General features: G+C 36.8%; 21 protein-coding genes, 1 tRNA gene and 1 other annotated feature. Of the genes, 18 read left to right on the forward strand and 4 right to left on the reverse strand.

Annotated elements, in window-relative coordinates; translation table 11 throughout:
- The first annotated feature begins 104 nt into the window (after positions 1-104).
- The 12 genes from pflB to SD1D_RS02900 all read left to right on the forward strand — a co-directional run bounded on the left by pflB (position 105) and on the right by SD1D_RS02900 (position 15,017).
- On the forward strand, positions 105-2,330 hold the full coding sequence (gene pflB / locus SD1D_RS02845; RefSeq protein ID WP_058257522.1) for a formate C-acetyltransferase: 2,226 nt from the start codon (positions 105-107) through the stop codon (positions 2,328-2,330).
- An 85-nt stretch (positions 2,331-2,415) separates the two neighbouring features.
- Positions 2,416-3,156 carry a pyruvate formate-lyase-activating protein gene (pflA, locus tag SD1D_RS02850; protein WP_058257523.1) on the forward strand — a complete coding sequence of 247 codons (741 nt, stop codon included), beginning with the start codon at positions 2,416-2,418 and terminating at the stop codon, positions 3,154-3,156.
- Between the two features lie 186 nt (positions 3,157-3,342).
- Positions 3,343-3,416: transfer RNA gene (locus SD1D_RS02855), tRNA-Met, on the forward strand.
- Between the two features lie 109 nt (positions 3,417-3,525).
- Positions 3,526-5,082 (forward strand): ASKHA domain-containing protein, encoded by a 1,557-nt coding sequence (locus SD1D_RS02860; RefSeq protein WP_087758736.1) that lies wholly within the window; start codon positions 3,526-3,528, stop codon positions 5,080-5,082.
- 26 nt (positions 5,083-5,108) lie between these two features.
- Positions 5,109-5,657 carry a 2-C-methyl-D-erythritol 2,4-cyclodiphosphate synthase gene (ispF, locus tag SD1D_RS02865; RefSeq protein WP_058257524.1) on the forward strand — a complete coding sequence of 183 codons (549 nt, stop codon included), beginning with the start codon at positions 5,109-5,111 and terminating at the stop codon, positions 5,655-5,657.
- Positions 5,658-5,742: 85 nt separating this feature from the next.
- Positions 5,743-5,965 (forward strand) — a binding site (T-box leader).
- Positions 5,966-6,022: 57 nt separating this feature from the next.
- Positions 6,023-6,718 carry a serine O-acetyltransferase EpsC gene (epsC, locus tag SD1D_RS02870; RefSeq protein WP_058257525.1) on the forward strand — a complete coding sequence of 232 codons (696 nt, stop codon included), beginning with the start codon at positions 6,023-6,025 and terminating at the stop codon, positions 6,716-6,718.
- 58 nt (positions 6,719-6,776) lie between these two features.
- On the forward strand, positions 6,777-8,180 hold the full coding sequence (cysS, locus tag SD1D_RS02875; protein WP_058257526.1) for a cysteine--tRNA ligase: 1,404 nt from the start codon (positions 6,777-6,779) through the stop codon (positions 8,178-8,180).
- Entirely contained in the window at positions 8,165-8,614 is a 450-nt protein-coding gene (locus SD1D_RS02880; RefSeq protein WP_058257527.1) for a Mini-ribonuclease 3, read from the forward strand. Before cysS ends, SD1D_RS02880 begins: the two co-directional genes overlap by 16 nt.
- A 119-nt stretch (positions 8,615-8,733) precedes the next feature.
- The gene (locus SD1D_RS02885; protein WP_058257528.1) at positions 8,734-12,759 is read left to right on the forward strand and encodes a bifunctional metallophosphatase/5'-nucleotidase; all 4,026 of its coding nucleotides are present in this window, start codon (positions 8,734-8,736) and stop codon (positions 12,757-12,759) included.
- 158 nt (positions 12,760-12,917) lie between these two features.
- On the forward strand, positions 12,918-13,424 hold the full coding sequence (locus SD1D_RS02890) for an NUDIX hydrolase (RefSeq protein WP_058257529.1): 507 nt from the start codon (positions 12,918-12,920) through the stop codon (positions 13,422-13,424).
- A gap of 75 nt (positions 13,425-13,499) precedes the next feature.
- Entirely contained in the window at positions 13,500-14,504 is a 1,005-nt protein-coding gene (locus SD1D_RS02895; protein WP_058257530.1) for a DUF4349 domain-containing protein, read from the forward strand.
- Between the two features lie 162 nt (positions 14,505-14,666).
- Positions 14,667-15,017, forward strand: a complete 351-nt coding sequence (locus SD1D_RS02900; protein ID WP_058257531.1) for a hypothetical protein — start codon at positions 14,667-14,669, stop codon at positions 15,015-15,017.
- On the opposite strand, the gene SD1D_RS02905 is transcribed toward SD1D_RS02900, so the two are convergent.
- Positions 15,003-16,397 carry an MATE family efflux transporter gene (locus SD1D_RS02905; protein WP_197687599.1) on the reverse strand — a complete coding sequence of 465 codons (1,395 nt, stop codon included), beginning with the start codon at positions 16,395-16,397 and terminating at the stop codon, positions 15,003-15,005. The genes SD1D_RS02900 and SD1D_RS02905 overlap by 15 nt on opposite strands.
- Before the next feature lie 222 nt (positions 16,398-16,619).
- Between SD1D_RS02905 and deoD the strand changes: the two genes are divergently transcribed.
- The 4 genes from deoD to glyA all read left to right on the forward strand — a co-directional run bounded on the left by deoD (position 16,620) and on the right by glyA (position 19,929).
- Positions 16,620-17,327 (forward strand): purine-nucleoside phosphorylase, encoded by a 708-nt coding sequence (gene deoD / locus SD1D_RS02910; RefSeq protein WP_058257532.1) that lies wholly within the window; start codon positions 16,620-16,622, stop codon positions 17,325-17,327.
- Between the two features lie 23 nt (positions 17,328-17,350).
- Positions 17,351-18,016, forward strand: a complete 666-nt coding sequence (gene deoC / locus SD1D_RS02915) for a deoxyribose-phosphate aldolase (RefSeq protein WP_058257533.1) — start codon at positions 17,351-17,353, stop codon at positions 18,014-18,016.
- A gap of 12 nt (positions 18,017-18,028) precedes the next feature.
- On the forward strand, positions 18,029-18,511 hold the full coding sequence (locus tag SD1D_RS02920) for a cytidine deaminase (protein ID WP_087758738.1): 483 nt from the start codon (positions 18,029-18,031) through the stop codon (positions 18,509-18,511).
- 179 nt (positions 18,512-18,690) lie between these two features.
- Positions 18,691-19,929 (forward strand): serine hydroxymethyltransferase, encoded by a 1,239-nt coding sequence (gene glyA / locus SD1D_RS02925; protein WP_058257534.1) that lies wholly within the window; start codon positions 18,691-18,693, stop codon positions 19,927-19,929.
- Positions 19,930-20,124: 195 nt separating this feature from the next.
- Here glyA and SD1D_RS12105 read toward each other — a convergent pair whose 3' ends face one another.
- The 3 genes from SD1D_RS12105 to SD1D_RS02935 all read right to left on the reverse strand — a co-directional run bounded on the left by SD1D_RS12105 (position 20,125) and on the right by SD1D_RS02935 (position 21,915).
- Positions 20,125-20,295 carry a hypothetical protein gene (locus tag SD1D_RS12105; protein ID WP_157893088.1) on the reverse strand — a complete coding sequence of 57 codons (171 nt, stop codon included), beginning with the start codon at positions 20,293-20,295 and terminating at the stop codon, positions 20,125-20,127.
- Positions 20,296-20,367: 72 nt separating this feature from the next.
- On the reverse strand, positions 20,368-21,003 hold the full coding sequence (locus SD1D_RS02930; RefSeq protein WP_058257535.1) for a lactate utilization protein: 636 nt from the start codon (positions 21,001-21,003) through the stop codon (positions 20,368-20,370).
- A 27-nt stretch (positions 21,004-21,030) separates the two neighbouring features.
- Positions 21,031-21,915, reverse strand: a complete 885-nt coding sequence (locus tag SD1D_RS02935; protein ID WP_058257536.1) for a DegV family protein — start codon at positions 21,913-21,915, stop codon at positions 21,031-21,033.
- A 207-nt stretch (positions 21,916-22,122) separates the two neighbouring features.
- Between SD1D_RS02935 and SD1D_RS02940 the strand changes: the two genes are divergently transcribed.
- Complete coding sequence (locus tag SD1D_RS02940) at positions 22,123-24,201, forward strand: DNA topoisomerase (protein ID WP_058257537.1); 2,079 nt, start codon at positions 22,123-22,125, stop codon at positions 24,199-24,201.
- A gap of 199 nt (positions 24,202-24,400) precedes the next feature.
- Positions 24,401-25,180 carry a glucosamine-6-phosphate deaminase gene (nagB, locus tag SD1D_RS02945; RefSeq protein ID WP_058257538.1) on the forward strand — a complete coding sequence of 260 codons (780 nt, stop codon included), beginning with the start codon at positions 24,401-24,403 and terminating at the stop codon, positions 25,178-25,180.
- Positions 25,181-25,189: the final 9 nt, after the last annotated feature.

Raw genomic sequence — 25,189 nt, forward strand, 5'->3', positions numbered from 1 at the left:
TATAAACTCAGTTAAATTGGTATAAAATAATTGCCGATTGCCTGTAGTTTTAAGGGAAGTAAAAATATAAAGATGATTATTTTTTCCATAAGGAGGAAAGTTCTATGAGACAAGAATGGTATGATTTTAACCATGGAAGTTGGACCACAGATATTAATGTCAGAAGCTTTATACAGCATAACTATACACCCTATGAGGGCGATGATACATTTTTAGTGGGGCCTACAAAAAGGACACTAAAGCTTTGGGAAAAGGCCCAGGAATTGATGAAAGAGGAGAATAAAAAAGGTATAATTGATGCCGAGACATCAAAGCCTTCCACTATTACAAGCTTTGGCCCCGGATATTTGGACAAGGAAAATGAAGTAATTGTTGGTTTTCAAACTGATAAACCCTTAAAGAGAGGTATTATGCCTAACGGGGGAATCCGTGTTGTTAAAAAGGCCTTGGAATCCTACGGCTATACTCTTGATAAGAAAACAGAGGAAATATATACACAGAACAGAAAAACCCATAATGACGGTGTTTTTGATGCCTATACCGATGCCATGAGAAAGGCAAGACATTCAGGTATTATAACCGGTCTGCCTGATGCATATGGAAGAGGTAGAATTATCGGTGACTACCGTAGAGTAGCATTATATGGTGTAGACTTACTTATTGAGGATAAGATGAATGAGAAAAAATTATTGGAGACTCCTACATTAGTATCCTCTGATATTCGTTTAAGAGAAGAGCTATCTGAGCAGATTAAAGCCCTAAAACAACTAAAAGAAATGGCAGCTTCTTATGGTTATGATATAGGAAAACCTGCTAAGAACTCCTTTGAGGCTACTCAGTGGACATATTTTGCATATCTTGGTGCCATAAAGGAACAGGACGGTGCAGCCATGAGCCTTGGCCGTGTATCCACCTTCCTTGATATATATTATGAAAGAGACTTAAAACATGGATTAATAACTGAAGAGGAGGTTCAGGAGCTTATTGACCAGTTTGTTATGAAACTGCGTATGGTAAGATTCTTAAGAACCCCTGAATATAATGATTTGTTCTCAGGAGATCCCACTTGGGTTACTGAATCCATCGGTGGTATGGGATTAGACGGAAGAACCTTAGTTACAAAATCCAGCTTTAGAATTCTTCATACCCTTTATAATCTAGGACCTGCTCCGGAGCCAAACCTTACAGTACTTTGGTCTGAAGCTTTACCGGAACCATTTAAGAAGTTCTGTGCTAAAGTTTCTATTGATACCAGCTCTATTCAATATGAGAGTGATGATATCATGAGAGGCTACTGGGGTGACGATTACGGAATTGCTTGCTGTGTATCCGCCATGAGAATCGGAAAGCAGATGCAGTTCTTTGGAGCCCGTGCTAATCTGGCTAAAGCTTTACTTTATGCCATTAACGGTGGTAAGGATGAGAAGTCAGGAGATCAGGTTGGTCCTATGTTTGCTCCCATAACAAGCGAATACTTAGATTATGATGAAGTAATGTCTAAATTTGACCAGGTTCTTGAATGGTTATCTGAATTATATATAAATACCCTTAATGTCATTCATTATATGCATGACAAGTATAACTACGAAAGACTACAAATGGCACTTCATGATGTAGATATTCTTCGTACCCAGGCCTGCGGAATTGCAGGATTATCGGTAGTTGCTGACTCTTTATCAGCTATTAAATATTCTAAGGTTAAGGTAATTCGTAATGAAGAAGGTCTAGCCGTAGATTATGAAATAGAAGGAGATTATCCTGCCTTTGGTAATAATGATGACAGGGTGGATCAGATTGCAATTGATGTTGTGGAAAACTTTATGAATAAACTTCGTAAGGTAAAAACTTATCGTAATGCAATGCACACTCTTTCTATACTAACTATTACTTCTAACGTTGTTTATGGTAAAAAGACAGGAAGTACACCGGATGGCAGAAAAGAAGGGGAACCTTTTGCTCCCGGTGCCAATCCCATGCATGGAAGGGATAAGAAGGGTGCTGTTGCTTCTATGTCTTCAGTTGCAAAACTACCTTATAGACATGCACAGGACGGTATTTCCTATACCTTCTCCATTGTTCCTAAGGCTTTAGGTAAAAATATGGAGGATAGGGTAAACAACCTGGTAGGACTCTTAGACGGATATTTCCATAATAAAGGGCATCATATCAATGTCAATGTATTTGATCGTGAGACCCTCTTAGATGCAATGGAACATCCGGAAAAATATCCACAGTTAACTATTCGTGTATCCGGATATGCAGTTAACTTTATTAAGTTAAATAGAGAACAGCAGTTGGATGTTATTCATCGTACCTTCCATGAAAGATAGAAAGTAGAGGAACAATAACCATAATAATGGGTATACTAACTATAAAGATAAGTATACTATGTTCGGATTAGAAAGGGGGGTGCATATGGCTAACCCTGGGAGGATTCATTCGTTAGAGAGTTTTGGTACTGTAGATGGACCCGGGATACGTTTTGTGGTATTTATGCAAGGTTGTCCCTTGCGATGCCAATTCTGCCATAATCCTGACACTTGGGAAGTAAACAAGGGAAAGGAATATACCCCTAAAGAATTAATGGAGGAAATCATAAAATATAAATCTTTTATGAATTTTTCCGGAGGCGGAGTAACATTTACCGGCGGTGAACCGCTGCTTCAGGCTGAATTTATCCTGGAAGTTAGTAAATTGTGTAAGGCTGAAGGAATTTCCATAGCTATAGATACTTCAGGATTTATATTTAATGATACAGTAAAGGAACTTCTTAAATATACCGATCTGGTTCTGCTTGATATTAAGAACTATGATCCCATGGTCTATAAGACAGTAACGGGAGTTTCTTTAAGTCCTACCTTGAAATTCTTGGAGTACCTTAAAGAAAAAAACATACCCACATGGGTACGTTATGTCCTAGTGCCACAGCTTACCGATAATTTGGAAAGCATAAAAAAGTTATCAGACTATCTTGATACTTTTACTAATGTGGAGAAAATTGAGCTTCTTGCCTTCCATAAGATGGGTGAGTACAAATGGCAGGAACTGGGCTTGGATTATAAGCTGGCTGACACTAAGGAGCCAAGTAAAGAACTTATGCAGCAGGCAATTGATATCCTTTCAACAAATGGTAAGATAGTATCTACAAATACCTAAATATATTAAAATGGGGCACTGATTTTCATAGCTGAATAATCGGTGCCTCACTTTTATATTAGGCTGATTGCAGATGATAAAGAAAGTAAGATTTATATGATAAAATTATTGAATTATATATCTTGACAAAACTGCTAGGACTGAATATAATGATAAAGTGCTTCTTTTGGAGGCCATATATAATAAGGCGAAGTAGCTCAGTTGGCGAGAGCATGCGGTTCATACCCGCAGTGTCGGCGGTTCAAATCCGTCCTTCGCTATTTTATAAAAGTCGTTACAAAATATTATTATTTTGTAACGGCTTTTTTTATTGACGAATATATAGAAGACACTTACAATAAAGAGACAGTTAGTAAAGGCGGTGATAAGGTGAAAGCTGATATTGTAGTTAAGGTAATTGATCCTTCAAATCATAAGGAAACCAAACTTTATCTAAAGGAAGGAGAAAATCTCCTAGAGGCCATGAGAGCTTTTGGGCTTCCTGTTTTGGCAGAATGTGGAGCTAGGGGTAGATGTGGGAAATGTCTAATTAGGGTTGTAGAAGGAAGGCTTGATATTACAGTCCAGGATAAAAAAATCCTATCTAGGCTTTTACTTTCCCAAGGATATCGTCTAGCTTGTATGGCATATCCCAATCAGGATTGTACAGTTATACTTGCTGCCGCCATGGAGACTAATTATCATGTTATTGCTGAAACCTTAAGTCAGGCAGATGAAAGTTCAATAAAAATAGGAAATGACTCTAAAGCTTCCTATGGAATTGCCATAGATATTGGAACCACTACTTTAGCGTTTGCCCTGGTAGATTTGGCAAAGGGTAATATACTTAAAAAACACACAGCCACCAATCCACAAAGGATATATGCTGCAGATGTGGTTTCTAGAATAAAGGCTTCCAATGAAGGAAAGTTGGAGCTTTTTATGAAGCTTACCGGTAAGGAACTTTTACATGGTATAAGTATCTTGGTAAAGAAAGAGCAAATCACCTTAAGTCATATACAAAAGATTATAATATCCGCCAATACAACCATGATTCATATTTTTATGGGTTATCCCTGTGAGGGGCTTGCGACTTATCCTTTTAACCCCCATAGGGAGGGTTTTATAAAAACCAGTACTGATGAAGTATTTAATATTTCTGAAAGTATTCCAATAATAATTCTTCCGGCCATATCGGCTTTTGTAGGGGGAGATATAAGTGCAGGACTTTTAGCCTGTGGATTTGACCGAAGGAAAAAGCCGGCTTTGTTGATAGATCTTGGTACCAACGGTGAAATTGCCCTGGGTAACAAAGAAAAAATACTAGTGACCTCAACTTCTGCGGGTCCGGCTTTTGAAGGAGGCAATATATCCTGCGGTGTGGGAAGTATCCCCGGAGCAATATGTCATGTAAATATTAAAGAGGGAAAATTAAGCTATGAAACAATAGAGGGGGCTTTGCCTGTAGGTTTATGTGGAACAGGAGTTATAGAACTTACATCCCAGTTGCTAAAAGAGGGTATTATAGATAAAACGGGATTGTTGATTGACCGATATTTTGATACCGGTTACCCTATAGAAAGTATAAAATTTTTACAGGAGGATATCCGTCAACTTCAGCTGGCTAAAGGGGCAATAGCTGCCGGGGTAGAAATTTTAATAAAAAAATATGGTATCTCTTATGAGGAATTAGACCGGGTATATATAGCAGGAGGCTTTGGCTATCATCTGGATGTTAAGAAGGCTATAGATATAGGATTATTACCGAATTCCCTGATAGATAAGACGGAAGCTGTGGGTAATACGGCCTTGTCCGGAGCAATTTTATCATTGATAGATTTCCAAGCAGAAAAAAGGCTAAATTATATTATATCTATTGCCAAAGAAATAAATTTATCAAATGAAAATGAATTTAATGATTTATTTATTCAGCATATTTCCTTTTAATATAACTTAAGCAAGGAGGTTTTAAAATGAGAATAGGCATAGGCTATGATGTTCATAAATTGGTTGAAAATAGAGAACTGATATTAGGGGGAGTAACTATTCCCTTTGAAAAAGGCTTACTTGGGCATTCTGATGCCGATGTGCTGGTTCATGCAATTATGGATGCCCTACTGGGAGCAGCAGCCCTGGGGGATATCGGTAGGCATTTTCCTGATACAGATAAGGCATATAAGGGAGCTTCCAGCATAGAATTATTAAAAAAGGTAAGAGAACTTTTGGAGGAAGAACTTTATATTATAGAGAATATAGATGCTACCATTATTGCCCAAAGGCCCAAATTGGCAAGTTACCTGCCCATGATGGTAAAAAATATAGCAGCTGCTCTTAATATTTCAGAGGGTCAAGTAAATATTAAGGCTTCCACAGAGGAAGGCCTAGGTTTTACCGGAGAAGGTCTTGGTATAAAAGCTAATGCCGTATGTCTTTTGGAGAGCATGATGAATTATCAGGTAGATGTTACTTACAATTCTGAAGATAGAAAATGTAAAGGCTGCGGCGGATGCCCAAGACAATAATGATAGTAAGCTTTATGGCGGATTGCTATTGACAAAAGTATTATCAATGCATAAAATGAATAAAAGGTTATAACTAAATATTATAACAAAAGCTATGAACGGAAAAGTAACTCTTGGGAATGTAGCAGAGAGGGGGTGTCACCGGCTGAAAGCACTCCTTACAGGAACTTGAGCCAAGTGCATCCGGGAGCTGATTCGGTGAGGAAACTAGCCGAATCCGGTAACAGCCGTTATCTGATTAAGATGTATGCCATATTATAATTTTCAGGTATACAAATAGAGTGGAACCGCGTATACACGCCTCTATGGATTAGAGGCGTTTTTTTATTTCAGTAGATATAAAAACTCTTTATAGGAGGGTTTGTATGGGATTAATTAAATATATAAAAGAAGAAATGCAAATTATAAAGGAAAGAGATCCGGCTATAAAAACTTCCTTTGAGGTCTTTTTATATCCCAGCTTTAAGGCCATGATAAATTATAGGATTGCCCATAAGCTTTATAAAAAGAAGCGTTATTTTCTGGCCAGATGGATATCCCAAAGGACCGCCAGAAAGACCGGTATTGAGATACATCCGGGAGCTACCATAGGTAAAGGTCTGTTTATTGACCATGGTATCGGAGTGGTAATCGGAGAAACTGCAATTATAGGTGATAATGTTACCCTTTATCAAGGGGTTACTTTAGGAGGTACCGGCAAAGAAAAAGGAAAGCGTCATCCTACCATAGGGAATAATGTAATGATCAGTGCCGGAGCTAAGGTCCTAGGCTCCTTTACCATAGGGGAAAATTCTAAAATCGGTGCAGGATCTGTAGTATTATCAGAAGTTCCCCCTAATTCTACTGTAGTAGGGGTGCCGGGAAGAATAGTAAAGCGGGATAATGTGAAAATACCCAGGGAAGATTTGGACCATATTCATTTGCCTGATCCTTACAAAAATGATGTTATAAAATTAAGAAGTGAAAATGATTGTCTAAGGGATGAACTTAAGAAATTATATGATACAATCGATACACTTAAAAAGGAGATTGAAGATATTAAAAAAGCAGCTACCGGTTAAATTAACAAGAAATAATTTAATGCACATTATGGGATAATTTTATACAGGAGGAATTAGAATGAAGATTTATAATACCTTAACAAGGCAAAAAGAAGATTTTATTCCTATTGAGGAGAATAAGGTAAGGATGTATGTATGCGGACCTACCGTATATAACTATATTCATATAGGTAACGCAAGACCAGCCATTTTCTTTGATACAGTTAGGCGCTACTTTGAGTACAAAGGTTATGAAGTAAATTATGTATCAAACTTTACTGATGTGGATGATAAGATTATCAATAAGGCTTTAGAAGAAGGGGTAGAAGCAAAAGAAATTTCCGAACGTTATATTCAGGAATTTAAGCAAGATATGGAAGCCTTAAATGTTCGTGAGGCTTCCTTTAATCCAAAAGCAACTGAAGAAGTTGATGAAATGATAAAAATGATCCAAAACCTAATAGACAAGGGCCATGCTTATGAAAAGAACGGAACTGTGTATTTTAGAACCAGAAGCTTTAAGGAATATGGAAAGCTATCAAAAAAGAATATAGATGATTTGGAGGCGGGAGCCAGAATAGCGGTTAGTGAAGAAAAAGATGATCCTATGGATTTTGTTCTTTGGAAGCCCAAGAAAGAAGGGGAGCCATATTGGACAGCTCCTTGGGGAGAGGGCCGTCCCGGCTGGCATATCGAATGTTCTGTAATGAGCTGCAAATATCTCGGTGATCAAATCGACATTCATGGAGGTGGGGAGGATTTAATTTTCCCTCATCATGAAAATGAAATTGCCCAAAGTGAAGCAGCTTCCGGTAAGGAATTTGCCAGGTACTGGATGCATAATGCCTTTATTAATATAGATAATAAAAAAATGTCCAAATCAGAAGGTAATTTCTTTACTGTTAGGGAAATATGCAATGAATTTCCGGGACAGGTTATTAGATTTTTTATGCTAAACGCTCATTATCGCAGTCCTTTAAACTTTAGTAGGGATTTAATCGAAGCGGCTAAAAACTCACTGGAAAGGATTATAACCTCAGTAGACCAACTGGAACATCTTTTAAAAAGTGAAGGTCTAAGTAATGGGAAATTATCCTCTGATGAGAAGGCTGTTTTAAAAGAGGCAGATGCCCTTAAGGACAAATTTGAAATGGCAATGGAGGATGATTTTAACACAGCAGATGCCATAGCGGCTATTTTTGAGCTGGTAAGGCTGGCTAATATAAATTGCAAGGGAGAAAGCAGCAGGATATTTATTGAGGATATGCAAAATAGGATTGTTACTTTATGCCATATCCTAGGAATCAAGACAAAGAAGGAGGAAGAAATTCTTCCAGAAGATATTGAAAGGCTTATTGAAGAAAGACAAATCGCCAGGAAAAATCGGGATTTTGCCAAAGCAGATCAGATTAGGGATGACCTATTGAAGAAAGGTATAGTACTGGAGGATACCAGAGAAGGTGTAAGATGGAAGAGAAAATAAATTTATCTGATTATATCAGAAGGACTTTTAACCTGCCGGATACGGATATTAAATCCTATTCAGGCTTAACACTGGCCTATATAGGGGATGCCATCTATGATTTAATCGTGCGGACCTATATAGTAGAACAAGGTAATGCCCCTGTTAATAAGCTTCATAAGAAGGTTGTCAAACTGGTACAAGCCTCCACCCAGGCAAAGCTTTTTCATCAAATTGAGGATAGGCTGACTGTAAAGGAGCAGGCTGTTTATAAAAGAGGAAGGAATGCCAAGTCTTTTACTTCCGCAAAAAATGCTGATATTGTAGAATATCGAACTGCTACCGGACTTGAGGCATTAATAGGCTATCTTTACCTTTCCGGCCAAACCGATCGTATGTTAGAACTTCTTAGTCCGATTTTATCAGGGCATGAGGATATTGATAAAAGACCGTAATATAATGGCTTAGAGCCATATCTTAATGGTTTTGCCATTTTTTTGCCTTATAATATTACTAGAATATGCCCAGGATGTGAAACGCTGGCAATATAGACTTATTTTAGTAAGGAGGAAGAATGGCTAAGAGAAAAACAGGATTCCATATTATAAGGATTATTACAACAATTATTTCTTTAAGTGTATTTATAGGATTTGCTAGTAATCAACTTGGCAGTGTAAGTGCTAGTAAAAATGAAAAAGACACAGTTGATATTAGAATTATCGGAACCACAGACTTACATGGACAGCTTAACAGTTTTGATTACGAACAAGGTGTGGATTATAATAACGGTGGTCTAGCCAGAGTATTTGATCTGATTAAAAAGACCAAAGCAGAGCTTCCAGAGGAAAATGTTGTTACCTTGGATGCCGGAGATGTATTATATGACTATACCACAGAGTATATTTTTTCTACCAATCAGGAAGCAATTCAACCTATCTATAAGGCAATGAAACTTATAGGCTATGATGCAATTACTTTAGGTAATCATGAGTTTGACTATGGCTATGATTATATTCTGCGTCAATTGGACGGATCTGGCCTTCGTGATATTACGGTAGTATCAAATGTAACTGATGCAAGAACCGGGGAGCATCCTTTCATTGAGAATATGCTGATTACCCGTAAAGTTAAAACCAAGTCAGGCAAAGAGGTTGAAGTTAAAATTGGAATTACAGGTCAGGCTATTCCCCATTTTACCGGTAAAACCCATAGCTATGCCGGTATATTAATAGGGGAAGATATGGTGGAAAACGCTAAGAAGCAGGCAGCTAAGTTAAAGGAAATGGGGGCTGATATAATTATAGCCCTGGCCCATACAGGAATCGGACCCCAAAATCCCGAACCTAAATTTAAAAATGTAGCCTACGCTTTAACTAAAATACCTGAAATAGATGTTGTTGTATGTGGACACGAACATAATCTATTCCCTACTAAGGATATGACCTCTCCTTACTATAAGCTTCCCAATGTTGATAGAAACACCTATCTTATGAACGGCAAAAATGTAATAATGGCCGGTGACCGGGGTAAAGCCATTGGCGTTGTTGATTTGGTATTGGAGGTAAAAGGGGATAATATAAATATTATCGACCGAAAGTCAGAACTTAGGATGGTAACCGCTAACAATACCGATGAAGATAAGAAGATTGCGGCTATGTTTGGGGAGTGGGAAGATTTACTAAAGGAATATTCCTCAGACATACTGGGTGAATTAGAAGAAGGTACTCTAATTCAGAATTATTTTGGTTTATTAGCTGATAGTGCAGCAATTCAATTATTAAATGATTCTAAGATTCATTATGCCTTAAGTAAAATTAAAGCTAATGAAAAGAAATATATTGATTATCCCATTATTGCTGCTTCTACCTACGAAAGTTTTGGAGTTAAAGCTATTGAAGATTTTGTCAATATATCTGATAAGATTACAGAGTCAGATTTAGCTGCCTTGCAAAACTACAATAGTTACCTTTATGTATATACCATAACCGGTGCCCAATTAAAAGAATGGTTAGAATGGTCTGCCAGTGCTTATGAAACCATAAACCTTGATACAAAATGGAAAGACAGTACCATGTCCTCATTAATGAAAGAAACAGGTTTAAAATCTTTAATTCGTGAGGAATGGTTGGATGATTGGAGTAACTTCTATATATTTGATGGTATCAGTTATGAAATTGACCCATCAAAAAAGCCCAGATATGATTTTTCAGGAAATTTAGTCAGCAGTAGTAGAAGAGTTTCCAAGGTTTATTATCAAGGAAAAGAAGTTACTGATGATATGGAGCTGTTAATTGCCACCAATAAGATTACTAAGCCTACCCAAGCCAATAAAGGAGTAGAAGAACAGGTGGTACTTAAGGGCTTTGTAAGGAGCCAGTCAGTTCTAAGTAAATATATTAAGCAGCTGGTGGTAAGTGGAAGTATTATGCCCCAGGTAGATTATAACTGGAAACTAAAGTTACCCAAGAATTACAAATTTATTATAAAGGTCCCTTACTATGCCGATACTTTATTTGAAGAAACTCCATGGTATGAGGAGTATTTGCTTCAGGAAAATAAGTATAAATATTATACAGCTTCCTATCCTGCAGAAGAAGAGGATGTGACTCCACCCCATTTGGTAGTGGCACCACTTATTACAAATCCTACTGCCAGTCCTTTTGAGATAGCTGTTCAGGCAGTGGATGATGCCGAGATTAAGTATCTTAGATTTACAAACGGTGAAATTGCTGCAGATAGTAATATATGGGTAGTTGCCAAGGATATACCCAGTAAAGGATTTACTGTATGGAAGAATGGTGTATATTCAATATGTGCTGAGGATATCCATGGAAATAAACAGGTTAAACATATAGTTATTGATAATTTTAATGATAAGCTTTTACCAAGACCTACTGTAAATAATTATACTAACAGAAAATCTAAAATCAGCGGAAAAGCTGAACCAAATACAACCCTGGTAATTGAAACTCCTAATAAAGTTTATGAGGAAAAGATAGGCCGTAGCGGTAATTTCTCAGTTCCTCTTCCGGGACAACTGGCAGAAACATATATTACCCTATATGTTAAAGATGAGGAAAGAGAATTAGAAAGTGAGCGGGTAGAGGTAAGGATTAACCGTACCGGTCCTAATCAGCCTCTGGTAAGTCCCATATATAATAATATGAATTATATTACCGGAGATGCCAGAGATGATATAACTTCTGTAGTAGTTATTGTTGACGATATTGCTTACGTTTCTAATAAAGGGGGCAAGGAGTTATTTGAAGCCAATACAGAAATATATAATTCCTCCCTGGATATTGTAGAAACCTTGGTAGATATATCCCCTGACGGTCAATTTTTCATAATGCTGCCACCCCAAAAGGCAGGACAAACCATAAAGGTTTATGCCATAGACCACATATCAAGAAACAGTAGGGTAACTACTACTACCGTAATTGAAGCCGGTCCCAATGCACCGGTGGCTTATGAGGTAAGTAATATTGAAAGAACAATTTCCGGATATGTTCCTTCCTCAAAAAATCAGATTTATAATATTGAGTTAAACTTAGGGGATAAGGTATATAAAACCAAGACAGATAAAAAAGGTAACTTTACATTTACTTTTAATGATCAGCTATATGCAGGTCAGTCCCTAGTCCTTGTAGCAACTGATGAAAAGAACGGTAAGGAAAGACAAAGTATTCCTGTAGAAATTAAAGTAAAAGATATTGAATCCTATGTAAGGCCAAATTCAACAAATCTGATTATTAACCGCATAACAGACAAATCCCATGTAATTTCCGGATATTATTATGCCGGTGGAAGTGTATATGTGGCCATTACTGAAGGTAAAGGTAAGAACTTTAAAAATAGTATATATAGTGTTCCTACCGATTATAACAGTGAATTTATGATGGAGCTTGATGAAAAACTAGAGGTGGGAACCAAGGTATATGCCATGGTAAGATTTGTTGACGGAAAGATTCTTCAAGCCCAGTCATTTACAGTAGTGGCAGGAAGGCCAGATACACCCAGCCTACTTAATCAAATAACTAATACAGATAAAGTAGTTAAAGTAGTGGCTGCCAAGGATTGCAAGATAACCCTTACAATAGGTAAGAAAACATATACTACCAAAAAATATCAGTATGATAAAGCTACAGATCAATACATTTATACCTTAAAAACAGACAGAGATTTATCCGGTACTAAAGTAACCGTAACCGCTTCTAATGAATCAGGGACCAGTGACCCCTTAGTTTCAAAGCTTGTAAAGGTTGCACCGGATTCACCTAAAGTCAATCCAATTTTGGCAGGTGATAAAGTAATTACCGGAACCATTGAGCTTCTAGATTATGTAGACCCTCAAAAAGACAACTCAAAAAAGGAGGAGAAACTTCCTAAAGAATTTAAGAATGCTCCTTCTAAGGTTGCAAAAACCCAAACAAGGGTATATGCCCAAATAGGGAAAAAAACATATGAGGGAACCATCGACAATAAGGGTAAGTTTGTAATCGAAATTCCAAAGCAGAAGAAAGGTACTGCCATTAAAATTTGGGGTACTAATAAGGCCGGAAGAGGTCCCTTAGTTAAGGTGCTTGTAACTAAGAAATAAAAGTATTAAATATTTGGGAGTGTATAGTTTCTAAATTTGCCAGAAACTATATGCTCCTTTTCTTATAAGCTATATTCTTTGCTATTTTTCATGGCCTATTATATAATAGAAGAGGGAAAAGAACACAAATTTTCATATAGATTTACCAGGAGGGTGCCATGGAACAGTGGGATATATACGATAAATGCTTTGTGAAGACAGGAAGAACACATGAACGGGGAAAAACCTTGGAGGAAGGAGATTACCATCTTGTAGTCCATATATATCCTATTAACAGCAAAGGTCAAATCCTTATACAAAAAAGGACCGATACTGTTAGTTGGAAACCTGGATTTTGGGCTGCAACCGGAGGCTCTGCAATTTCTGGGGATGATGCTTGGACTACCTGTCAAAAGGAATTATGGGAGGAGTTAGGTATAAAGGCTACTAGGGAAAATTCCAGCCTTGTTATGATGTATCGGAGGCATAACAGCTTCTGTGCCGTTTGGCTGGTAAAGACGGATGTTAGTATAGAGGAACTTAAATTACAACCTGAAGAGGTGGCTGAGGCAAAATGGGTAACCCGTACAGAGATTAAAGAGATGGCAAAAGAGGGTATATGGGTTGACTATTTTTATTTGGATTTTATGTTTCATTTAATTGAAGAAGATCTTGGAACCATGTAAAATTTCCCCTCGTCCAATAGCTAGTAACAAGTTTTTAAGATTTCTATGACTATATGTCTAGAAAGGGGAGGGAAGATGAGAAAATTTAAAATAGTATCCATATTTACTATGGTAGTCCTTATGGTATTTGTAAATACTGCTTGTGCCAGTAAGGGTGTAAAAAACGATATGGCAAAATCCTCATATGATGCAATACAGTATGAAAATGGCTATGAGGGCGCAACAGAGGTAAGAGACGAGGCCAAGACTGAAGAGGCTTCTGATAATGGACTAATCAGTACCTCAGGCCTAATAGGAAATACTGAGAACTTGTCTATGGATAAGATTATTACTACGGTAGATTTAGAAGTTGAGACCGAAGATTTTGATAATCTGATTAGCACTATAAAGGATGAGATTATAAGATTAGGAGGCTATGATGAAAAAACCGAAATCAGTGGCAGAAGATACTACAGTCGCTCGTCTTCTAGGTACGGTTATATCGTAGCCAGGATTCCAAAGGAGAGATTAAAGGAATTTGTATCAGCTGTTAAAGAGAATGGAAATGTATATAATGAGACCTCATCCTCAGAAAATGTTACCTTACAATATGTAGATACAGAAAGCCGTAAGAAATCTTTGGAGATAGAGCAGGAAAGACTTTTTGGTTTGTTGGAAAAAACTGAAACTTTAGAAGATATAGTATCTTTAGAAAGCCGCTTAAGTTCTATTCGCCATGAACTTCAGATGTTAGAAACCGAACTTCGTACCATTGATAACAAGGTGGATTATAGTACGGTAACGATACATATAAGCGAGGTAGAGCGATTAACACCAACCACAGAGGAAAAAGAAACAGTTTTTACAAGAATTAAAGTTGGATTTAGTGATACTATATACGATATCAGTGAAGGTTTAAAGGATTTTATCGTTTGGTTTGTTGTTAATTTACCTTATCTTATCATATGGGCCCTTATAATAGCATTGGGAGTAGTCGTATCAAGGAAATTTTATAAAAAAATTAAAGGTAAGAAAATCTCTGCCAAGCTCCCTACGGAGCAAGCCGGAGTAAAAATAAATAAGGAAGAATCCGATAAATAGATTAATGGATAAAATCTTATAATAATTTGTAGTGCTCTGGCAATAAAAAAGAATAGATATAGTCGATTCTCCTCAACTAAAAAAGCTGGAAAAACATGGAAATTACTGCTAGTATATTAAGTAGTAATGTTAAAACAGTTTATCAGTTGAGGAGATTTTTTAATGGGACAAGTTATAATGACTTATATGTTAATTTTCTTTATTACAATGAATACCCCTCTTTCACCTATGGAAGCACTGGATCTTGTTAAGGAAAAATACGCTTGCAATTTTATAAAATCCAGCATAGAGGATAATCTTACGGATTATTACTATAAGCTGGATTTTGGTGATTACTATTTAGTTTATGAAGATAGGGATAAAATAAGCGGTTCTTATCTAATTCATCTTTATGAATTTGTTTTAGATGATATAGATACAGGCCTTGGTCATACTGTAACATATGGCTGGTATTGGGTAAATCCCTATACAGGAGCCATAGAGGTATATAATGATGGGTTAGAGGGAAATTAATGACCACTTACCGCTAGAGAACCGTCTAAAGTTCATAAGCAATCTAAATGCTTGATCAAGTCCTAGGGCAATCCAAGCACCATGTAATCCTAATCCTAAAGGATAGCAAAGAAGCCATGTAAGAAAAGGCCGTATTAAAGCGATACTGATAAAGGCTGTTACAGCAATAAAATTAGTATCCCCGGCACCCCTTAAGCAGCCTGACATAACCACCTGTGAGGTCTGGGCATGGGTACTTAAGGCAGCCAGAATCATAATACTTGAGCCAAGTAGGATTACAGAAGGATCATCACTAAACAAGGAAACCAAAAAACTTCTTCCAAATATAAATATAAAAAATATAACACTGGATATCATAAAGGCCAGCCTTTGACCGGTTTTACCATATATAATGGATAAATCCGGTCTTTTTGCACCTAAGTTTTGGCCTACTAAGGCTGAGGCGGCAATTGACAAGCCGTCACCAAAGGCAAAGGAAAGAGAAAGAATATTCATGCAAATTAAATGAGTTGCATATTCTGTGGTACCTAGCCTTGCAATAATTGCAGCATAGGCAAGAAAACCTATTCTCATAAATACCTGCTCGATAAAGGCACTGGAAGCTACTTTAATTATAGGATTATAAACAGTTTTTTTTAAGGACCAAGTTGATTTAAAGTGAAAACTTAAATAGTTATTCTTTTTAAATAGTGTACATATTGAGATAATAAAGGCAGCACAAGCTCCCATAGCCGTTGCTATAGCTGCCCCTGCCACTTCTAGCCTTGGAAATATGCCGATTCCGTTGATTAGAAGATAGTTAAATATAATATTAACTATATTACTGATAATATTGGTCCACATAGAAATTTTGGTTTTTCCACATCCCCTTTGGGCAGCGTTTATAGTTAGGTTAAGGGATTGAAAAGGAATACTAAACATAAGAATTCTAAAATATATTATAGCATCACCTATATATGTATCTTCAGCTCCGGCAATGGTTAGTATTGGTTTTGCAAAAAAATAGCCAACCATAGCCATTAGCAGAGAAATCATCGTAGACAAGATAATGCCGGCTCTTAAAGTATTATTGGCACCTTTTTGGTCATTTTGACCCTTTCTTCTTGCAGTAACTGCTGTAATCCCTACATTTAGGGAAAGAATCATAGCCAGCAGTAAAAATCTTGGTTGGTTTGTAACACCTACTGCTGTAATTGCATTGTTCCCCAAAGTGCCTACCATCATGGTATCAACAGAACTTACCAGTCCTACAAGGAGGGATTCTAAGGCTGAAGGCCAGGCCATTTTAAGAAAATTTTTATACACTGATTTAGTAGGTGGTAAGTCACCCTGTATTTGTTTGGGTAATATCATTCCCCTTACGGTTAAAAATTTAAGCAATATAATTCATCTCCAATTCCAATGCTGCAATTATTTCTGCGAATTTTGTAAGTAGAAATCTAACATTGTCAATTATAACACTTATTAAATTGTAATCCAATGTATAAAGTAAGTAGTTAATTGCCTTTTTTAATGATAAATGATAAAATGTTTTATAAATAATGGTAGTACAATTTTTATAAAAATATTTAATTGTTAAAAAATAATTTAAGGAGTGAGCTTATGAATATACCTACCCCCCATAATAAGGCAAAAGCCGGTGATATAGCAAAAACTGTACTGATGCCCGGAGATCCTTTAAGGGCTAAGTTTATTGCAGAGAATTATTTAGAGGATGTAGTATGTTTTAATACTGTAAGAAACATGCTAGGTTTTACGGGAAAATACAAAGGTAAAACAGTATCAGTAATGGGTAGTGGTATGGGAATGGCTTCTATTGGAATCTATTCCTATGAGTTATATAATTTTTATGATGTAGATAATATTATCAGAATTGGTTCAGCCGGTGGAATAGCTGATAATATTATGCTAAGAGACATAGTAATCGGGATGGGAGCCTCCACCAACTCTAATTATGCCGCCCAGTATAAGCTGCCGGGAACCTTTGCCCCTATTGCTGATTTTGGCCTGCTTCGTAAAGCAGTAGAAACAGGGGAGAAATTAGGCATAAAAACCGTAGTCGGTAATATTCTTTCTTCCGATACTTTCTATGACGATAACAAAGAAGCTAACTTGCTATGGAAGAAAATGAATGTTCTTTGTGTGGAGATGGAAGCGGCTGCCCTATATATGAATGCAGCTAGGGCAGGAAAGAAAGCTTTATGTATACTAACTATTTCTGACCATGTATTTACCGGTGAGGCCTTATCTGCAGAGGATAGGCAAAATACTTTCAGAGATATGATGGAGATAGCCCTTGAGATTGCTTAGTAAGTTAAAAAGGTGGATGAAAATTGGATAGAAAAGACATATTAAAAATGGTAGACCATACTTTGCTGACACAGACAGCAAGTTGGGAGGAAATAAAACAGATATGTGAGGATGCCATAGCCTATGGGGTTGCCTCAGTCTGCATTCCTCCTTCCTATGTAAAAAGGGTAAAAGAATATGTAAAGGATAGGATGCCTGTCTGTACAGTGATAGGTTTTCCAAATGGTTATCAGACAAGCCAAGTTAAGCTATATGAAACAAAAGAGGCAATTGAAAATGGTGCAGATGAGCTTGATATGGTGATTAATTTAGGCTGGGTTAAGGATGCAGAGTATAAATTAATAGCCGATGAGATTAAAGAGATAAAAGCTGCTTGTGGTAGTAGGGTATTAAAGGTAATAATAGAGACCTGCCTACTTACCGAAGAAGAAAAAATTAAGATGTGCCAAGTAGTAACTGAGGCAGGAGCTGACTTTATTAAGACCTCCACAGGTTTTTCTAAAGCCGGGGCCACCTTTGATGATATTGCCCTGTTTAAAAAGCATGTAGGGGATAATGTTAAGATAAAGGCAGCCGGAGGTATTGCTTCTTTTGATGATGCAGAGCAGTTTATTAAACTGGGAGCAAGTAGACTGGGTACTAGCAGACTAATTAAACTGGCTAAAAATCAAGAGGCAACAGGTTATTAAAGGAGGAGTACTATGCAGGAAGAGCAAAATTCTCTGATTCGCCAGGAAAAAGGTGAACTATTGGCAAAAACAGAACTTGTAAGTAGGTCAGTTATTAAATTATTAATACGGGAAGCTTTAAAAGCCATGAAGAATGCTTATACACCTTACTCAAATTTTCGTGTTGGTTCTGCCCTGCTTACAGTAAAGCAAAAGATTTATACCGGTTGCAACATAGAAAATGCGGCCTATTCTCCGTCAAACTGTGCCGAAAGAACAGCTTTTTTTAAGGCTATCAGTGAGGGAGAAAGAGACTTTGCCGCTATAGCAATTGTAGGTGGAAAAGAGGGTATTACAAGTGAGTTTTGCCCTCCATGTGGAGTCTGTCGTCAAGTAATAAGAGAGTTTGTGGATCCCCGTAAATTCCTTGTAATATTGGCAAGATCTGAAGAGGACTATCTAGTATATTTTCTTGAGGAGCTTCTTCCCATGGGATTTGGTCCTGATTATTTATAAGCCATAAGTTCTTATAAATATAAACAGGTTTATTTATTAGATAAAGTAATAAATGTAAGTAATGGCAATCCCTTTCAAATAAAAATAGGGTATGCTATAATCGAAACATACTAGCAGCTCCTGTTTAAATATTCAGGTTTTGCTATCATACGAATATTACTGGAAAGGAATGTATAAGAATGTACTCATTTGATGATGTTAAAGCCTTTGACTCCGAATTAGCCCATGCAATATCATTAGAAATAGGCAGGCAGAATGATCATATCGAATTAATTGCTTCAGAGAACTTCGTAAGCAAAGCAGTGATGGCTGCTATGGGAAGTCATTTAACTAATAAATATGCAGAAGGTTATCCCGGAAAAAGATATTACGGTGGTTGTGAATTTGTAGATATTGTAGAAAATCTGGCAATAGAACGGGCTAAAAAGCTTTTTGGCTGCAGCTATGCCAATGTTCAGCCCCATTCCGGTGCACAGGCAAATATGGCAGTATTTTTTGCCCTACTTAAGCCCGGAGATACTGTAATGGGTATGAATCTGGCTCATGGGGGACATTTAACCCATGGAAGTCCGGTAAATATGAGCGGTTCTTATTATAAGATTGTTCCTTATGGTGTGGATGATACAGGGTATATAGATTATGATGAGCTAAGAAAAATTGCACATGAGAGCAAGCCCAAATTAATAATTGCCGGTGCCAGTGCCTATGCAAGAAAAATTGATTTTAAAATATTTAGGGAAATTGCTGATGAAGTAGGAGCATATTTGATGGTGGACATGGCTCATATTGCAGGTCTGGTGGCTGCCGGTTATCACGAAAGCCCTATTCCTTATGCCCATGTAACCACTACTACAACCCATAAAACCTTAAGAGGCCCCAGAGGCGGAATGATTCTTTCCAGTGAGGAGTTTGCAAATGAACATAAACTTAACAAGTCCGTTTTCCCGGGAATACAAGGAGGCCCCTTAATGCATGTTATTGCCGCTAAGGCAGTATGCTTTAAAGAAGCATTAGATCCTAGTTTTAAGGAGTATGCAGGAAGAATTATAGACAATGCCCAAGCCCTGGCCTTAGGTTTAATCAATAGAGGTTTTAATCTGGTATCCGGTGGTACAGACAACCACCTGATGTTGGTAGATCTTCAAAATATGTCTGTAACCGGTAAGGATGCAGAGAAGCTTTTAGAAACCGTAAATATTACCTGTAATAAAAATGCTGTTCCCAATGATCCTACATCACCCTTTATCACCAGCGGTATCCGTCTTGGTACGGCAGCAGTAACTACTAGAGGATTAAATACTAAGGATATGGATGTTATTGCACAAGCCATATATCTGATGATAAAGGATGGGGATGCCAATAAAGATAAGGTACTAGATATGGTGAAATCACTTACGGATAAGTATCCTTTATACTAATTTATGGTAATGATATTATAAAATAATATTTAAGTAGGTATATTTGAAATAAGTATTATAGATACAAATAAAGAAGCTGTCGCCTCACCGATTGAAAAATCATGAAGCGGCAGCTTCAATAATGTTAAAAAATCATATGGGTATTTTGTAATTAGGCTCTAATAAATCAATCTAGCCTTTTTAATTTCTTTATCATTAGATTATTTCATCCTCTAATAAATTACTAAAGCATTTGCTACCGAATATTATTCCTACTATTAAGACTCCGGCTATACATACGTATTTAACTATTTTGGTCACATCCACTGATACTTTAACCGAGGATCCACCTTGCTCGGTTGTTTCGCAGCAATCTTTCTTTGACATCTTATCTTCCTTTCTGGTCTTGAATGATATTATCCTTTTATATAATATTAAATTCTATTACTTTTATGCAAATTAATAACCAAGCTCTTCTCCAACAAGGATTACCTTAATTCTTCCGGGAATATTAGATTTTCTTGTAATAACAATTTGACAACAGATACAGTCATCTACAAGACAATTGGCACACCGGCCCAGTTGTGCGCAGGGAGTATTGCGGCCCAGTCTTATATTGTTTGGCGGTGAGGCCATGTTTCTAACCCTTTCAATACCAGAATCTACATCAGTAACAATCTTATTCATACCGGCAATTATAATTACATTTTTTGGACCGGCTATCAGGCAGGCTACCCGGTTACCTTTACCGTCAATATTAATTAGCTGACCGTCAAGACTAATAGCATTGGAGCTCATAAAAAAATAATCACAGGTTACTATTTTACCGTAAAGTTGTAAGCTTTCTTCCGGGGTTTTTGCCTGGTGACGGTCGTATAGTATGTAGTCGGAATCTTTTAATGCTTCAAATAATCCGATTTCATTTAAAGTTTCCGAACCGCCCCAGGATATGGAGCAGCCCGGTGTAAGAAAGCGCTTGGCCATCAAAAGGGCTTCTTCTTTATCATTGCAATAATATCCTTCAATTCCCCTTTTATTAAAACGTTCAATCAGTGTGTCGGATAAGTTCTCATAGTAGGTCTTTTTTGGTGTCATATAAGATTCCTCCTTTTATACCTACATTTATTTAAAAAATTTTTTTACAAAGCAGATTCCTAGGGCTCCGGGGCCTGTATAGGTTCCTATGGTTACACCTATTTGAAAGATGGGATAACTTAATTTTCTGTTTAAAAATTCTTCCATCCTTTTTTCAAGATAATGGGCATCATCTATGGTAGTGGCATTGGCAATGCAAAAATCATAATCTGCGGGATTTTCACCGCTTTCTCTAAAATACTCCTTTACCATTTCAAAAACTTTATCCAGGGATTTTTTCCTACCTCTAATATTTGAATAGGGAATAAGTTCTGCTTCCTTAAGCTGAATAAGAGGTTTTAAATTCAGCATATCCTTTGCTAAAGCCGCTACTTTACCGATTCTTCTACCTTTTGAAAGATATTCTAGGGTATTTACCGTAAACATAATCCTTGCAGTGGTTTTTAGCTGATTTGTCTTCTCAGTTACTTCTTCTATGGAAAGTCCGGCTTCTTTCATGGCCGCCATTTGTAATAATAAAATCCCCTGTCCTCCCGTGGCTTGAATACTGTCAATTATGGAAATATTAGAATCCGGGTATTGCTCCTCTAAGATATGCTTTGCATTTAAAGCAGACCGGTAGGAGCCGCTGAATTTCTGTGTCAGACAAAGGCATATGATATCGTTACCATCCTTTAGTGCCGGCTTAAACATATTGATATAATCCTGAACTGTAGGAAGAGAGGTCTTGGCGTAGATTTTCTTAGTAAGCAGAGTTTCAAAAAAGGACTCCTTGCTTATATCTAGATTTTCTTTATAATAGGTTTCCTGATCAAAACTAACATAAAAAGGAATTATTTTTATTTGGTATTTTTCAACTAGATTCTTTGGTAAATCACATGAAGAATCACTAAATATTTGATAAGGCCTCATATTATCCTCCTGATATTACCATGTGTCGTGGCTTTAATTACTACATATATTGTAAACGAAAGCTTGTTATTATTCAATAAAAATAATGAAAGATTCTCCTAAGGCTCCCTAGATTTAATATTTGTCCTAAGGGAAATTATAAGTTATACTATTAATGTTTAGTATATACTTAAGGAATATACCTTATAGTAGGAAAGTTGGTAGATTATGTCTGTTAGTTTGTATATTACGGAAAAACCCAGCGTGGCTTTGGAATTTGCCAAGGCCCTTAAAATAAGAGCAAAAAGACAGGATGGCTACATTGAATCTGATGACACTATTATTACCTGGTGTGTAGGCCATCTAATTACTATGAGCTATCCGGAAGCCTATGATCCGGCCTTAAAGAAATGGAGTATGGAACCTTTACCATTTTTGCCTAAGGAATTTTTGTATGAAATTATACCTAGTGTAAAAAAACAATTTCAAATAGTAAAGAATCTTCTAAATCGTAAGGATGTTACTACCATTTATGTCTGTACAGACTCGGGGCGGGAAGGTGAGTACATATATAGGCTGGTTGATCAAGAAGCCAAGGTACCGGATACAAAGATAAAAAAAAGAGTATGGATTGATTCTCAGACAGAAGAGGAGATTCTTAGAGGTATTAGGGAAGCAAAACCTCTTAGTGCTTATGATAATCTTTCCGATGCGGCCTATCTGCGGGCCAAGGAGGATTATCTTATGGGAATTAATTTTTCCAGAATCCTTACTTTAAAGTATGGTAACAGTATTCAGAACTTTTTAAAAAGTAAAAAATGGTCTGCTATTTCAGTGGGAAGAGTTATGACCTGTGTACTGGGAATGGTTGTTAGAAGAGAAAGAGAAATCAGAAACTTTGTAAAGACTCCCTTTTATCGTGTTATTTCATCCTTTGATATAAAAAATGAAGAATATACAGGAGAGTTTACCGGTGAATTTAGGGCCGTTGAGGGTTCTTCCTATTTTAATTCTCCCCTGCTTTATAAAGAAAATGGATTTCTTAAAAGGGAATCGGCAGAAAAATTAATTAAAGATCTGGCCAAGGATTATTCAAAATATAATGATGATGGTACTTGGAATAAGGATGAAGCTTCAGAGGAAGATCTACTTGGGGAGATTACCCATCTAGAAAAGAAAAAGGAAAATAAAAATCCTCCCCTGCTTTATAACCTGGCAGAGCTTCAAAATGATTGTTCAAGAATGTATAAAATAAGCCCGGATGAAACCTTAAAGATAGTTCAAGAACTTTACGAGAAGAAGCTTGTTACATATCCAAGAACCGATGCAAGGGTATTGTCAACTGCAGTGGCAAAAGAAATATATAAAAATATCAAAGGGCTAGAAGCCTATGGAAAGTTCAGTGGATTTGCACAAGAAATTATAACTAGTGGGACTTATAAAGGCTTATCAAAAAGTAGGTATGTAAATGACAGTAAAATTACCGACCACTATGCTATTATACCTACCGGTCAGGGAATTAACGGCCTAAACAGTGTATCTGCTACTGCCCAGAAAGTATATGAAACCATAGTAAGGCGCTTTCTTAGTATATTTTACCCCCCAGCCGTATATCGTAGGGTTAACATTACGGTAAAGATAGGATTAGAATCTTTCTTTTCAACCTTTCGGGTACTGGAGGAGGAAGGGTATTTTAAAGTGGCAGGTAATCCTTCAGCAGCTAAGGACAAGCGTACTGCTGATAAAAGTAATCAAGAGGATGAAGAAGAGGAAAATCAAGATAAAAACTTTATTAAGACTATTATGAGTCTTAAAAAAGGAAGCAAGCTTCCGGTTAATAGTTTATATATTAAGGAAGGGGAGACATCTCCGCCAAAAAGATATAGTTCAGGTACCTTGATTCTAGCCATGGAAAATGCCGGACAGCTTATTGAGGATGAGGAGCTTAGGGCACAGATTAAGGGAAGTGGTATAGGTACCAGTGCCACAAGGGCAGAGATACTAAATAAATTAGTCAAAATATCCTATCTGGAACTAAACAAAAAGACACAGATAATAACCCCATCCCTTCTGGGTGAATTGGTATATGAAGTGGTTAATGCTTCAATCCGCTCTCTACTTAATGCAGAGCTTACTGCAAGCTGGGAGAAGGGGCTTACTTATGTGGCAGAGGGTAAGATTACTAAGGAAGAATATATGGAGAAACTAGAAGGCTTTGTAGCCCGTATGGTAAACGGGGTCAAAGGTCTCAATAACCAACTGCTGCTTACGAGAAATTTCAATGAAGTTGCTTCTTTTTATAAATAAAAATTGTTAAAAAAATATTATAAAAGAAATAAAAATGTAAAAAAAAATTTAGTGACAGGAAAAGTTCATTGTGATAAGATTACGCCTGTGGAGAAAAATCTGCTGTTTTATGAAAAAAACAAGTTACACATCTAAGAATTTAGAATAGGATATTTTGTAAAAGTTTTAGAAAAATCTAAACTATTAATTGGAGGGAACCATGGAGATTATTGTAAAGCAGGATTACGATCAAATGAGCAGATGTGCGGCAGAACATATAGCTGAACTTATAAGAAAAAAACCCAATAGTGTTATTGGTTTTGCAACAGGCAGGACTCCAATTGGAACTTATCGCGAACTAATCCGTATGCATAAAGAAGAAGGACTGGATTTTTCCCAAGTTGTTACCTTTAATCTAGATGAATATTTAGGCCTTGGTATGGATTTATCAAAGCCCTATGCCCTAGATCAAAGTTACCAAAGATTTATGTATGAAGAACTATTTAACCATATAAATATAAAAAAAGAAAATATACATATACCGGATGGACTGACAAAGAACCCTGATGAATTTTGCAAGGCATATGAAGAAGCAATAAAAGAAGCAGGTGGAATTGATCTGCAGATACTGGGAATAGGAGGAGACGGTCATTGGGCATTTAACGAGCCTGGCTCAACTCTTGATTCCAGAACAAGGGTGGAGAAATTAAATGAACAGACCATAAAGGATAATTATGAGGCATTCTATAAAGAAGCCGGCTTTACTATGGATGAAATGCCCCATTATGCCATAACCATGGGGTTAGGTACAATCTTAGAGGCAAAGAGTCTCCTTATGCTGGCCAACGGAGCAAAGAAGGCTAAAGTGGTGGCAAAGGCATTATATGGTCCTGTAACAGACCAGGTAACGGCTTCTGCAATTCAAGTATATAAAGGAAAGGCTACTATAATCCTTGATAAAGAAGCAGCCTCAATGCTTGATAGCAAAGATTACAATTAATCTGTATCC

This window comes from Herbinix luporum, assembly GCF_900070325.1.
GTDB lineage: Bacteria > Bacillota > Clostridia > Lachnospirales > Lachnospiraceae > Mobilitalea > Mobilitalea luporum.

Coding starts and splice junctions, on each gene's coding strand:
- pflA (WP_058257523.1), top strand. CDS start 2,416: ATGGCTAACCCTGGGAGGATTCATTCGTTAGAGAGTTTTGGTACTGTA.
- SD1D_RS02900 (WP_058257531.1), top strand. CDS start 14,667: ATGGGACAAGTTATAATGACTTATATGTTAATTTTCTTTATTACAATG.
- SD1D_RS02890 (WP_058257529.1), top strand. CDS start 12,918: ATGGAACAGTGGGATATATACGATAAATGCTTTGTGAAGACAGGAAGA.
- SD1D_RS12105 (WP_157893088.1), bottom strand. CDS start 20,295: ATGTCAAAGAAAGATTGCTGCGAAACAACCGAGCAAGGTGGATCCTCG.
- glyA (WP_058257534.1), top strand. CDS start 18,691: ATGTACTCATTTGATGATGTTAAAGCCTTTGACTCCGAATTAGCCCAT.
- epsC (WP_058257525.1), top strand. CDS start 6,023: ATGGGATTAATTAAATATATAAAAGAAGAAATGCAAATTATAAAGGAA.
- SD1D_RS02935 (WP_058257536.1), bottom strand. CDS start 21,915: ATGAGGCCTTATCAAATATTTAGTGATTCTTCATGTGATTTACCAAAG.
- cysS (WP_058257526.1), top strand. CDS start 6,777: ATGAAGATTTATAATACCTTAACAAGGCAAAAAGAAGATTTTATTCCT.
- SD1D_RS02880 (WP_058257527.1), top strand. CDS start 8,165: ATGGAAGAGAAAATAAATTTATCTGATTATATCAGAAGGACTTTTAAC.
- nagB (WP_058257538.1), top strand. CDS start 24,401: ATGGAGATTATTGTAAAGCAGGATTACGATCAAATGAGCAGATGTGCG.
- pflB (WP_058257522.1), top strand. CDS start 105: ATGAGACAAGAATGGTATGATTTTAACCATGGAAGTTGGACCACAGAT.
- SD1D_RS02930 (WP_058257535.1), bottom strand. CDS start 21,003: ATGACACCAAAAAAGACCTACTATGAGAACTTATCCGACACACTGATT.
- deoD (WP_058257532.1), top strand. CDS start 16,620: ATGAATATACCTACCCCCCATAATAAGGCAAAAGCCGGTGATATAGCA.
- SD1D_RS02885 (WP_058257528.1), top strand. CDS start 8,734: ATGGCTAAGAGAAAAACAGGATTCCATATTATAAGGATTATTACAACA.
- SD1D_RS02940 (WP_058257537.1), top strand. CDS start 22,123: ATGTCTGTTAGTTTGTATATTACGGAAAAACCCAGCGTGGCTTTGGAA.
- SD1D_RS02920 (WP_087758738.1), top strand. CDS start 18,029: ATGCAGGAAGAGCAAAATTCTCTGATTCGCCAGGAAAAAGGTGAACTA.
- SD1D_RS02895 (WP_058257530.1), top strand. CDS start 13,500: ATGAGAAAATTTAAAATAGTATCCATATTTACTATGGTAGTCCTTATG.
- ispF (WP_058257524.1), top strand. CDS start 5,109: ATGAGAATAGGCATAGGCTATGATGTTCATAAATTGGTTGAAAATAGA.